Origin of the sequence: Tenacibaculum pacificus (genome assembly GCF_027941775.1) — a bacterium.
Lineage (GTDB): Bacteria > Bacteroidota > Bacteroidia > Flavobacteriales > Flavobacteriaceae > Polaribacter > Polaribacter pacificus_A.
The window spans coordinates 1,432,012-1,443,898 of record NZ_CP115917.1; the positions used below are offsets into that span (position 1 = coordinate 1,432,012).

10 protein-coding genes and 1 pseudogene are annotated in these 11,887 nt (G+C 29.0%); 4 read left to right on the plus strand and 7 right to left on the minus strand.

What is annotated here, in order from left to right:
- Nucleotides 1-29: 29 nt before the first annotated feature.
- A pseudogene (locus tag PG913_RS06460) lies at nt 30-2,667 on the minus strand (valine--tRNA ligase).
- Between the two features lie 187 nt (nt 2,668-2,854).
- Between PG913_RS06460 and PG913_RS06465 the strand changes: the two are divergent.
- The gene (locus PG913_RS06465; protein ID WP_271230003.1) at nt 2,855-3,256 is read left to right on the plus strand and encodes a DUF1573 domain-containing protein; all 402 of its coding nucleotides are present in this window, start codon (nt 2,855-2,857) and stop codon (nt 3,254-3,256) included.
- An 11-nt stretch (nt 3,257-3,267) separates the two neighbouring features.
- Here PG913_RS06465 and PG913_RS06470 read toward each other — a convergent pair whose 3' ends face one another.
- On the minus strand, nt 3,268-4,638 hold the full coding sequence (locus tag PG913_RS06470) for an aspartyl protease family protein (RefSeq protein WP_271230004.1): 1,371 nt from the start codon (nt 4,636-4,638) through the stop codon (nt 3,268-3,270).
- Between the two features lie 113 nt (nt 4,639-4,751).
- Between PG913_RS06470 and PG913_RS06475 the strand changes: the two genes are divergently transcribed.
- Complete coding sequence (locus tag PG913_RS06475) at nt 4,752-5,942, plus strand: pyridoxal phosphate-dependent aminotransferase (RefSeq protein WP_271230005.1); 1,191 nt, start codon at nt 4,752-4,754, stop codon at nt 5,940-5,942.
- 6 nt (nt 5,943-5,948) lie between these two features.
- Complete coding sequence (gene murB / locus PG913_RS06480) at nt 5,949-6,956, plus strand: UDP-N-acetylmuramate dehydrogenase (RefSeq protein ID WP_271230006.1); 1,008 nt, start codon at nt 5,949-5,951, stop codon at nt 6,954-6,956.
- Here murB and PG913_RS06485 read toward each other — a convergent pair.
- From PG913_RS06485 to aqpZ, 5 genes are all read right to left on the minus strand, one after another.
- On the minus strand, nt 6,953-7,585 hold the full coding sequence (locus tag PG913_RS06485; RefSeq protein WP_271230007.1) for an SCO family protein: 633 nt from the start codon (nt 7,583-7,585) through the stop codon (nt 6,953-6,955). The two genes, murB and PG913_RS06485, sit on opposite strands and share 4 nt — an antisense overlap.
- A 54-nt stretch (nt 7,586-7,639) precedes the next feature.
- On the minus strand, nt 7,640-8,089 hold the full coding sequence (locus tag PG913_RS06490; protein ID WP_271230008.1) for a toxin-antitoxin system YwqK family antitoxin: 450 nt from the start codon (nt 8,087-8,089) through the stop codon (nt 7,640-7,642).
- 157 nt (nt 8,090-8,246) lie between these two features.
- Nucleotides 8,247-9,017, minus strand: a complete 771-nt coding sequence (locus PG913_RS06495; RefSeq protein WP_271230009.1) for a YHYH protein — start codon at nt 9,015-9,017, stop codon at nt 8,247-8,249.
- Between the two features lie 310 nt (nt 9,018-9,327).
- Nucleotides 9,328-10,650: a sulfatase-like hydrolase/transferase gene (locus tag PG913_RS06500; RefSeq protein ID WP_271230010.1), complete on the minus strand. Its 1,323-nt coding sequence runs from the start codon at nt 10,648-10,650 to the stop codon at nt 9,328-9,330.
- A 123-nt stretch (nt 10,651-10,773) separates the two neighbouring features.
- Nucleotides 10,774-11,460 (minus strand): aquaporin Z, encoded by a 687-nt coding sequence (gene aqpZ / locus PG913_RS06505; protein WP_271230011.1) that lies wholly within the window; start codon nt 11,458-11,460, stop codon nt 10,774-10,776.
- A gap of 131 nt (nt 11,461-11,591) precedes the next feature.
- Here aqpZ and PG913_RS06510 point away from each other — a divergent pair, with 131 nt between their 5' ends.
- Nucleotides 11,592-11,801 (plus strand): membrane or secreted protein, encoded by a 210-nt coding sequence (locus PG913_RS06510; protein ID WP_271230012.1) that lies wholly within the window; start codon nt 11,592-11,594, stop codon nt 11,799-11,801.
- Nucleotides 11,802-11,887: the final 86 nt, after the last annotated feature.

An 11,887-nucleotide genomic window follows, 5' to 3' on the forward strand; every position in this document is an offset into this window, starting at 1 on the left:
AATTATCAGGGCTTTTTATTTTAAAAAAATTATTTTAAAGAAGCTAAACTACTTTTAATAGTTTCAATCTTCGCTAACGTATCTGATTCTTTTTTACGTTCAATAACAATTACCTGATCTGGTGCATTGCTTACAAAACGCTCATTTGATAATTTCTTTTGAATTCCGAATAAGAAACCTTCTGCTCTTTTTAACTCTCCATTTAATTTGATAGTTTCTGCCGCTACATCGATTTCTTCTTCAGCTACAGGAATAAAATATTCGTTTGATTTTACTCTAAACGAAGCTCCATCAACTTTATCAGAAACATAATTAATTACTGATGCATTGGTTAATTTCTGAATTAAAACATCAAATTTATTTGTAAAATCTTCATTATTTACAACTGATAATTCTACTGCATCTTTAAACGAAATATTTTTATTTTTTCTGATATTTCTAATTCCTGATATTACCTCTGTAGCAAACTCAAATTCATTAATAATTGCCGTATCTACTTTTTTAAGTTCAGGATATTTAGCTATAATTAAAGCTTCTTCAGGGGTTCTATCTGTGATATGTTGCCAAATTTCTTCGGATAAGAAAGGCATAAACGGATGTAATACTTTTAAGTTCTCTTCAAAAACAGCAATTACGGCATCGAATGTTTTCTTGTCAATTGGTTGTTGATAAGCTGGTTTTACAGCCTCTAATAACCATTGAAGAAAAATCATCCATAATTAGCTTATAAATAGCCATTAAAGCATCTGACAAACGATATTTAGAAAAGTGGTCTTCAATTTCAGCTAACACTGTTTGAAACTTTGCATTATACCATTCTAAACCAATTTTTGCTGATTCAGGTTGTTCAATAGTTGCATCAATTTCCCATCCTGTAACTAAACGGAATGCATTCCAAATTTTGTTTGAAAAACCTTTTCCTTGTTTACATAAATCTTCATCAAACATTAAATCGTTACCCGCAGCAGCACTTAATAATAATCCTACACGAACACCATCGGCACTATAATCTTCTATTAATTTTAAAGCATCAGGAGAATTCCCTAACGATTTAGACATTTTTCTACGTTGTTTATCACGTACTAAACCTGTTAAATAAACGTTTTCAAACGGACGTTCATCTTTATATTCGTATCCTGCAACAATCATACGAGCTACCCAGAAAAATAAAATATCTGGACCAGTAACTAAATCGTTTGTTGGATAATAGTATTTAATTTCTTCGTTTTCAGGATTATTAATTCCATCAAAAACAGACATTGGCCATAACCAAGAAGAAAACCAAGTATCTAAAGCATCTTCATCTTGTCTTAAATCAGTTGCTACTAAATCGGCTTTTCCAGTTCTTTCTTTTGCTAAAACTACAGCTTCTTCAATAGTTGAAGCAACTACAAAATCTTCTTTTCCATCTCCGTAGAAATACGCAGGAATTTGTTGTCCCCACCATAATTGACGAGAAATATTCCAATCACGTACATTTTCCATCCAATGACGGTACGTATTTTCGAATTTCTTAGGATATAATTTAACTTCGCTATCTTCACCTAAAACAGCATCAATAGCAGGTTTTGCTAACTCTTCCATCTTTAAAAACCATTGATCTGATAATCTTGGTTCGATAACAGCTTTAGTTCTTTCTGATGTTCCTACTTTATTAATATGAACTTCAGTTTTCACTAAAATTCCTTTTTCTTCTAATTCTTTAGCAACTAATTTACGAGCTACAAAACGGTCTTTTCCTTGATAATGTAATCCGAAAGAGTTTAAAGAAGCATCATCATTAAAAATATCAATTACTTCTAACTTATGTTTATCTCCTAAAACTTTATCATTTTCATCGTGTGCTGGAGTAACTTTTAAACATCCAGTACCAAATTCAACATCTACATATTCATCTTCAATAATAGGAATTACTCTATTAGATAAAGGAACAATTGCTTTCTTTCCTTTTAAATGAGTAAAACGCTCATCATTTGGATTAATACAAATTGCCGTATCACCAAAAATAGTTTCAGGACGTGTAGTTGCAATGGTTAATTTTTCGTCAGAACCTTCAATTTTATATTCTAAATAATAAAGATTTCCTTGTTTTTCAACATGAATAACTTCTTCATCAGATAAAGTCGTTTTTGCTTCAGGATCCCAATTTACCATTCTATAACCACGGTAAATTAAGCCTTTATTATATAAATCAACAAAAACTTTAATTACAGATTCTGACAATGCAGGATCCATAGTAAAAGCTGTACGTTCCCAATCACAAGAAGCACCTAATTTTTTTAATTGATCTAAAATAATTCCACCGTACTCATTTTTCCATTCCCAAGCACGTGCTAAGAATTCTTCACGAGTTAAATCATTTTTATCAATTCCTTGTTCTTTTAACTTTGCAACAACCTTTGCTTCAGTAGCAATTGATGCATGGTCAGTTCCAGGAACCCAACAAGCATTTTTACCTTGTAAACGTGCACGACGTATTAAAACATCTTGAATTGTATTGTTTAACATATGTCCCATATGTAATACTCCTGTTACGTTAGGTGGCGGTATTACAATGGTATAAGGTTCTCGCTCATCTACTTCTGAATGAAAATAATTATGTTTCATCCAGTAATCGTACCACTTTCCTTCTACCTCTTTAGAATCGTATTTTGATGGAATATTCATATGTTTTATGTATATTTATGCCTTAAGTATTAAGCTAACTTAAGTTTGGCATTATTTTTGAAATTAAAAAAAACAAAAATACAATTATCTATAGAAGTACAAAAAATTAGATGTTGGTTTTTTTAACTAAAAAAAAATATATTAAATTTGTAACGGACTAAACCCCTTAAAATAAACTTTACCAATTATGAAAACAATTTTATCATTTGTAGCTATATGTTTTATTACATTAACTGTAAGCGCTCAAGAATTTAAATTTGAAACAGAAACTATCGACTATGGAAAAGTAGCTATCGCATCAGAAGGAAAACGTACTTTTGAATTTACAAATGTAGGTGATGAACCTCTTATTGTTAAAGATGTAGTTTCTTCTTGCGGATGTACAGTTCCTAAAAAACCTGAAGCTCCTATTATGCCAGGGCAAAAAGGTCAAATTGAAGTTTCTTATGACACTAAAAGACCAGGAGGTTTTTCTAAATCATTAACGGTTCTTTCTAATGCTAAAATTAAAAGAAAAAGAATTAAAATTAAGGGATTTATCGCTAAAGACGTTGCTCCTGTTAAAGAAAAAAGTATTGTAAATCAATAATATTTTTTATTCTATAAAGTAAAAAAGTGCCAATAATTATTGGCACTTTTTTTATATTCTTTTTTTAACCTGAATTCAAATTTAAGTTCTTTAAAGCGTCTTTTTACAATTATTTTTATTTTTCTAGAAGGTTGACTTTGAAACATTGTTGTAATTTCATTTAATTGATATTCATAAGCAGGCTTATTATTTATTTTCTTTATAATGTCTCCTTTTAATAAACCAGCATTATAGGCAGGTGAACCTTTTAAAACTTTATCAACTTTAAAAGACGGCTTAAATTTATAATGATATTTTGTTATTAAAGAAATTGTATTTCTATCATTTTTTGAATTATAAAACTTTGTTGAATTATTACTTATTTTTTCTTTAACCAACTCTTGCCCGTCATGAATTAAATATAAACCGCTCATATTATAATAAAAACCATTTTTCAAAGAACCATTTTTCTTTAAAATCATTTTTTTATTAGGATAATCTATCCAAACTTTAAAACGGTTTAAAATATTCCCACCAATACTTCCATTTCTTTCTTTAAAACGTCTTGCATTAAGAGTAGATTTCTTGTCTAAAAAAGAAACAGTAGGTTCTTTTATCAAAAAATCACCTAATGAAATATGTGGTATTTTACTTCTATTTCCATAAATAGTACCACTTAATCCTTCGCCTAAAATATCTTTAAAATACTTTATAGGTGTTTTAATTTCGGCTTTTGTATTTTCAAACAACCACATTGCATCAGTACCTCCTGTATCTATCAACATTTTAACAGGAGTTATTAAATCACCAACTGTATCAATTTTAACGGCAACATTTACGTAGGGTTTTTTACGATAAAACTCTAAGGGAAACTCTTGACATTTTCTACATTTTTTTTGTTGATATGTTTTAGGATTATAAAAAACTATCTTTTTTGTTTTATAATTAATTTTAGTGATAACATCTTTTAATAAATCATAACCTATAATTCCGTGAATAGTTGTTCCCATTTTAGCCGATAAATTAAAATCTTCGGTTAAAGCAACAAATAAATCTTGATTTGAACCTACAATATTATTTATTTTTAGTTCATTTTTTGTTGATGTTAATGCAGTTATAGGTTCTCCTCTTCCTAAACCACGAAGCATTATTTTTTTAACATTATTTAAACCGATACTATCTTTTTTGGTTAAATTAAATAATAATGTACTAGCAACTCCTGTATCTAAAATAAAAGACAATTCATTCCCATTAACTTTTAAAGGGATAACAATTAAATTATTAACTAATTTAAAACGTATTTCTTGTTTTTCTGTTTTATTTCCTAAAAACTGAAAATTCTTTTGAGAAAAAGAAGAAAAACTAATAATCAAAGCAAAAAATAATAGTAGTTTTTTTATCAAAGTAATTAGTTTTAAGTTCCATATGAAGATACAAATTTATATTACTGTAATTTTATTATTTTTTAAAAATAAATTTTGCAAATTTGCATTAAACAATATATAAATTATATCATATGCCTGTTATTTCTATAAAAGGGAATTCTATGCCTCAATCACCAATTCGTAAATTGGTTCCTTTTGCAGAGGCTGCTAAAAAAAATGGAACTAAAGTTTTTCATTTAAATATTGGTCAACCAGATATTAAAACTCCTCAAGTAGCTTTAGATGCTGTTAAAAATAATACTATTGAAGTATTATCATACGCACGTTCTGAAGGTTCTGAACAATACCGTACAAAGTTAGCTGCATATTATGCTAAGAATGATATTCATGTAAACGCAAATAATATTATTGCTACTACAGGTGGTTCTGAAGCGTTATTATTTACTATTGGTAGTATTACTGATCCAGGTGATGAAATTATCATTCCTGAGCCTTTTTATGCTAACTATAATGGTTTTTCTACTGCTTCAGGAGTAAAAGTTGTTCCTGTAATTTCTAAAATAGAAGATAATTTCGCGTTACCTGCTATTGAAGATTTTGAAAAATTAATTACATCAAAAACAAAAGCTATTTTAATTTGTAACCCTGGTAATCCTACTGGTTATTTATATAGCGAAGCTGAAATTGAAAAATTAAAGCAAATCGTTTTAAAACACGATTTATTTTTAATTGCTGATGAAGTTTATCGTGAGTTTACTTATGATGGTGAAAAGCACAATTCAGTAATGACTTTAGATGGTTTAGAACAAAACGCTATTGTTATCGATTCTGTTTCTAAGCGTTACAGTATGTGTGGAGCAAGAATTGGATGTATCGTTTCTAAAAATGATGAGTTCATCAATACTGCTATTAAATTTGCACAAGCTCGTTTAAGCCCTCCTACTTATGCTTTATTAGCTAGTGAAGCAGCTTTAGACACACCTCAAAGTTATTTTGATGAAGTTATTGAAGAGTATCAAGAACGTAGAAATACTTTAATTTCTGAGTTACAAAAAATTGATGGTGTAAAAGTTGCTAACCCTAAAGGAGCTTTTTATTGTGTAGCTGAATTACCTATTGCTGATGCTGATGATTTTGCACAATGGATTTTAGAAGATTTTAACGATAACAACGAAACTATTATGGTTGCACCTGCTAGTGGATTTTATTCTACTGCTGGAGAAGGTAAAAACCAAATTCGTATGGCGTATGTATTAAATAAAGTTGATTTAATTCGTTCTGTAGAGATTTTAAAAATAGCTTTACAACAATACAAAAAATAGGTTTCATTGAATATTCAAGAAAACATATCATTAAAAAACTATAACACGTTTGGCATTCATGTTAATGCCAAACGTTTTATTTCTATTGATTCACTTTATAGTTTACAACAACTTTTAAAATCAGAAAAAGATATTTTTTTAATTTCTGGAGGTAGCAATATGTTACTAACTAAAGATATTGAAAAACTTGTTGTTCACTTAAATTTAAAAGGTATTTCTATTGATAGAGAAAATGAAAACGATATTTACATAACCGTAAATGCTGGCGAAAATTGGCACGAATTTGTACTTTGGTGTGTTTCTGAAAATTACGGAGGTATTGAAAATTTATCTTTAATCCCTGGAAATGTAGGTACTTGCCCTATTCAAAATATTGGTGCATACGGAGTTGAAGTAAAAGATACCATAAATCGTGTAGAAGCTATTGATATTGAAACCCGAAAATTAGTTTCTTTTTCTAATGATGATTGTAAATTTGGATATCGAAATTCTATTTTTAAAAACATCGCTAAAGATAAATATATTATTACTTCGGTTTGTTTTCAACTTACAAAAAAAGACCACAAACTTACCACTTCTTACGGTGCTATTGAAGCTGAATTTTCATCAAAAAACATTAAAAACCCTACTATAAAAAATGTTTCTGATGCCGTTATAGCAATCAGAAATTCTAAATTACCAGATCCTAAAAAAATTGGTAATAGTGGTAGTTTCTTTAAAAATCCTGTAATTTCTAAATCGAAGTTTGAAGAAATTCAAAAGGATTTTCCTAATATCCCAAGTTATAAAGTATCAGACACAGAAATAAAAGTTCCTGCTGGATGGTTAATTGAACAATGTGGATTTAAAGGTAAAAGTTATGGTAATTATGGCGTACATGAAAAACAAGCTTTAGTACTTGTTAACTATGGAAATGCAACAGGTATCGAAATTTACGAACTAGCACAAAACATTCAAAAAACTATTAAAAACACTTTTTCTATTGATTTGGAAATTGAAGTTAATATTATTTAATCTTCTTTTTTCAAAATTTCAATATGACGAATTAATCTTTTAGTTTCTAATCCTAAAGTACCGTTATAAACACCTCGTATTCTTCCTTTTTTATCGACTAAAACAAAATTTTCTGAATGTATAAAAGCAGCTGTGTTTTTTGTTTTATTGAATTCATCATCGGCAAAATACCCTTTTCTAGCGACATTATAAAGCTGTTTTTTATCACCAGTAACTAAGTTCCATTTATCAGAAATAATATTATTATCTATAGCATATTTTTTTAAAACGGCTACAGAATCTTTAGTTGGCATTACAGTGTGCGACAATAATAAAACAGAAGAATCATTCTTATATTTATCTTGTATTTTACTCATGTTTTTTTCAAGAATAGGACAAATTCCAGGGCAAGTAACAAAGAAAAAATTAGCAATATAAATTTTTCGTTTGTAAGTTTTATTAGTAACTTTTTTCCCATTCTGATTGATAAAACTAAAATCAGGAATTGTATGTATTTCTTTATATTTTAAAGAGCTTTTAGAAATCCATTCGGGTGTAAATTCTGCTGAATTAAAAAAAGGCAATACTGTTTCTTTATCTATTTTTACTTCATTTTCAATTTTGGTTTTATACGCCGTAAAACTTATCATCAAAAAAAATAATACGAATATGTTCTTTTTCAAATTATGGTTTTTTAAAAAATATTATTTAATTTTTTCATTTTCAATAGCCACCGAATAACATTTTTTTAATCCTATCAATCCAAAACGTTCTCCATTTTTAGTAACAAAATTTGCTTTTATTTTTCCGTTAGGTTGCCATGTTTTTTGACTACCTTCTTCTCTTCCATCTTTAAAATTAAACTCATTTAATAATGTTCCGTTCATATACCAATCTGTAATGCTACCATTATATACACCGTTAGTATTAAAATGATATTTAAACATTGGTTTACCATTATCAAACCAACCAACATGAATTCCTGTTTTTAATCCGTTTGTATAAAAACGTTGAAACCATTTATTTCCACTAATGTACCATCCATTATAAATTCCGTGTTTTTTTCCTTGAAAATATACAGAGGTTGATTTTAGCTTTTCTTTTGAATAATAATCTTCTACAATTCCTGAATATGGTGTTTCATTTAATAACAAAACACCATTTTTAAGATTAAAACTCTTATTGTTTTTATTCTTTTTTATATTCGGAATAATAATTTTATTGATTGATAAATCTTTTATTTCTTTCTCTTTAAAATTACATTGAAATAAAAATCAGTATAATTACGATATAAATTTTCATGTTATTTAATTATCTTGTTACAACTCCAGCAGTACCGAAAAAACCATTTCCATTTAAATAAGGATCTTCATTTGTAATGTGATAATGATAAATTCCATCAGGAAAATCAACTGTTGAGCCAGTATGTCCGTGATAATCATCTAAATCATCATTTGTAACCGTTTTTCCATCTTCTAAAGAACCATATACAGGAAATCCGTCAGATAATAATCCTAAAAAAGCATCTTCACCAAAAGTATCTGTTAAAAATTTTGGTTTAATATGATAATGATATGTTGTCATTGCAGGATGTCCTAAATATTGATCAAAAGAATTAATTTCACCTGTTAAAGGCGCTCCTCCTGCTGCATATTGATTGAAAAAAACAACACCATTTCTTGATATTCCTATTGGTCCCATTGGTGTTGCTGTTTTATTTACAGCTTCGCTTGGATTTAAAGACATGGTAAAAGTAATCTCTTGCTCTCCGATAGAGCCTGGATTCTGATTCCAACTAGTATTTGTTCCGTTATAAGCTTCGTACATTGCGTTATCTGTTCCCCAATACGGGCTTTTATGATTTGGTAAATCGGTAGTTGTAAAAGTTACTGTATTACCTGATACGGCATAAGAAACTGATGCTACATCATCAAATTTTGATAAAATACTTGTAATATCATAGTTTGTTGCTTCAGGTGTACTTCCTCCTTCTTCTGTAGTATCATCAGATGAGCAAGCGTAAAATAAACCTGTTATCATTATTAATACTGCTACTTTTTTAATTAATTGATTTTTTTTCATGTGTATCCTTTTTAATTATTAGTTAAAATTAGAGCCTGTTTAAATTTTAGTCAATAAAATTTTATTACAAAAATTCACAAATAACCTGTCAGTTCGAGTGATTTTTTTCCTTCAAAAAAATTGTATCGAGAACTTTTTAGTATCTAAATCAAAATAAAATTCTCGATACAATTTTAATTCCTTCTAGTCATTAAAATCACTCGAATTGACAAAATGGTGACAAACCAGGATGAGAAACTGAAATAAATTCAGTTTGACAGATTCGATTTTTCAGCTATAAAACGTTTTTAAGTGAAATTTAAACAGGCTCTTACTCTCTAAGGCTATTTACTTTCGTTATTAATTCATCTTTAATAACAGTATCACTAGCACTTAAAGGCAATTGATTTGTGCTTAATAAATTGGGGTTTTCTAAAGGGTTTTCAATTAAATTATATAAAGCTTCACTTCCATCTGAAAACTGTATATATTTATGAGTTGAATTTCTAATAGTATAATTTACTGTTCCGTTGTCTTCGCCGATTTCGGTATATGTATAATCTCTAAAACTAGTATTTGAAGTTGTAAATAACTCTTTAAAACTTTTACTATCATTTATTTCTGTAGTACCTGTGCCTGCTATATCTGAAATTGTTGCAAATAAATCAGTTGTATTTAATAAAGCATCTTCTGATTCACTAAATCGATTTATATTTTTACCTGATATAATCATCGGTACATTAACACCTCCTTGATATACACTTCCTTTTGCTCGCTGACTAGCATGCTCTTGAACAACTTGATTCGGCGTACCATTATCTCCTATAAAAATAATTACTGTATTATCTTTTTCTTCTTGTGACATTGAAGCTAACAGCCTTCCTACTTCGGTATCTAAAGCCTCTAACATTGCCATATAATAAGGCATTGGGTTTGCATCAATACTTGCTTGATCTGAGGATAATGATTGTGTATGTAAATTTGATGGAGGTAAATGAAAAGGTGTATGCGGAGCATTATAAGCCAACCATAAAAACCAAGGTTCTTTTTGTAAATCTACCCAGTCGATTGCTAAATCAGTAAACTTAGTGGTAGTATATTCTGTTGAATTTGTTGTTTGCTGATTTTCTGTAAAATTCCAATTAGTGTATGATTGTACTCCTCCACTTAACAAACCTGCATAATATCCTACGCCCATTTGTGTTGGATGTGAAGCATCTTTTGATAAATGCCATTTACCTATTACAGCATGATTATAACCCGAATTATTGTTATCTAAATGTTTTTGAAGTGATATTTCTGATGTTGATAACGCATCATTAACCTTCATTACATTGGTTCTAAAACCATATTTACCAGTTAAAATACTTGACCTTGTTGGTGTACACGTTCGGTATGACCATAAATTATTAAACTTAACACCGTTATTAATCATCTTTTGAAGATTAGGCATAACAGGTTTTATACTACCAATATTAAAACCTGGAGTAGCATCTAACCCCATATCATCAGCAATAATTAATAAGATGTTGGGCTTATTGTTTATTACGATAACCTCATCATCTGGTTCATTTATTTCTGATACATTATCTGTACCACATGAAATAACTAAGATTGTAAACAATAAAATAAAACTCGATATCGCTAATCTCATAAGCTTGTTTTTATTTTAAGACTCTAAAAAACTTAAAAGGTTTAATTACAAACACATATTAATCAAAAAAAACAGCTTCAATTAATTTTGAAGCTGTTTTTTTATATTGTTTTAATAACATTTTTACTCTTTATCAAATAATGCTTTATGAATAAATCCTGCTACAATTGCTCCTGCTATAGGTGCAATCCAAAATAACCAAGATTGTGCTAAATAACCACCACCAGCAAATAAAGCCTGACTCATAGAACGTGCAGGATTTACCGAAGTATTTGTAATTGGAATACTTATTAAGTGTATTAATGTTAAACCTAAACCAATAGCTATTGGAGCAAAACCTTTTGGAGCTCTTTCATTGGTACTTCCTAAAATGATTAGTAAGAAAAACATAGTTAATAAAAATTCAGCAACAAAAGCCGATGTCATATTATAACCTCCTGGTGATAATTCTCCATATCCGTTAGCAGCAAAACCTCCAATAGATTCAAAGTCAGATTTACCTGAAACAATTAAAAATAAAGCTCCTCCAGCTAAAATAGCACCAACTAATTGAGAAACAATATACGGTACTAATTCTTTTGCAGAAAACTTACCTCCAGCCCATAAACCTAAAGATACCGCAGGATTAAAATGTCCTCCTGAAATATGCCCAACAGCATATGCCATTGTTAAAACGGTTAAACCAAAGGCTAAGGCTACGCCCATAAACCCGATACCTAATTCAGGGAAACCAGCAGCAAAAATGGCGCTACCACAACCTCCAAATACTAACCAAAATGTTCCGAATGATTCTGCTAAATACTTTTTCATATGTTATAGTTTAAAATTATTAACTCTTATTTATGACCCTAAATAACTCAAAAGTCACACTTATAAATCTACAATAAAATAATCCTCTAAAAAAGGAAGTTTGTATATTTGCAGTATAAAATTTAATAATTATGAAATTAATTTTTCTTACTATCGGTTTATTAGCATTAGCTTTTGCAGGAATCGCTATAAAAATTTGGGCTAAAAAAGATGGCGAATTTGCAGGTACTTGTGCTAGTCAAAATCCTGTTTTAAATGAAACTGGAGAATCTTGTGGTTTTTGTGGAAAAACTCCAGATCAATTTGATTCTTGTAACGATACAGCACACAACAAAGAATAAGTTTATATAAATACTAATAAAAACCTATATTTTAGCTACGCTATTAAGTATAGGTATTTTTATTTTACATATTTTAAATACAGTTT

Excerpts from the sequence above, each read along its gene's own strand:
- PG913_RS06465 (WP_271230003.1), top strand. The coding sequence starts at position 2,855 with ATGAAAACAATTTTATCATTTGTAGCTATATGTTTTATTACATTAACT.
- PG913_RS06475 (WP_271230005.1), top strand. The coding sequence starts at position 4,752 with ATGCCTGTTATTTCTATAAAAGGGAATTCTATGCCTCAATCACCAATT.
- PG913_RS06485 (WP_271230007.1), bottom strand. The coding sequence starts at position 7,585 with ATGATAAGTTTTACGGCGTATAAAACCAAAATTGAAAATGAAGTAAAA.
- PG913_RS06495 (WP_271230009.1), bottom strand. The coding sequence starts at position 9,017 with ATGAAAAAAAATCAATTAATTAAAAAAGTAGCAGTATTAATAATGATA.
- PG913_RS06500 (WP_271230010.1), bottom strand. The coding sequence starts at position 10,650 with ATGAGATTAGCGATATCGAGTTTTATTTTATTGTTTACAATCTTAGTT.
- aqpZ (WP_271230011.1), bottom strand. The coding sequence starts at position 11,460 with ATGAAAAAGTATTTAGCAGAATCATTCGGAACATTTTGGTTAGTATTT.
- PG913_RS06510 (WP_271230012.1), top strand. The coding sequence starts at position 11,592 with ATGAAATTAATTTTTCTTACTATCGGTTTATTAGCATTAGCTTTTGCA.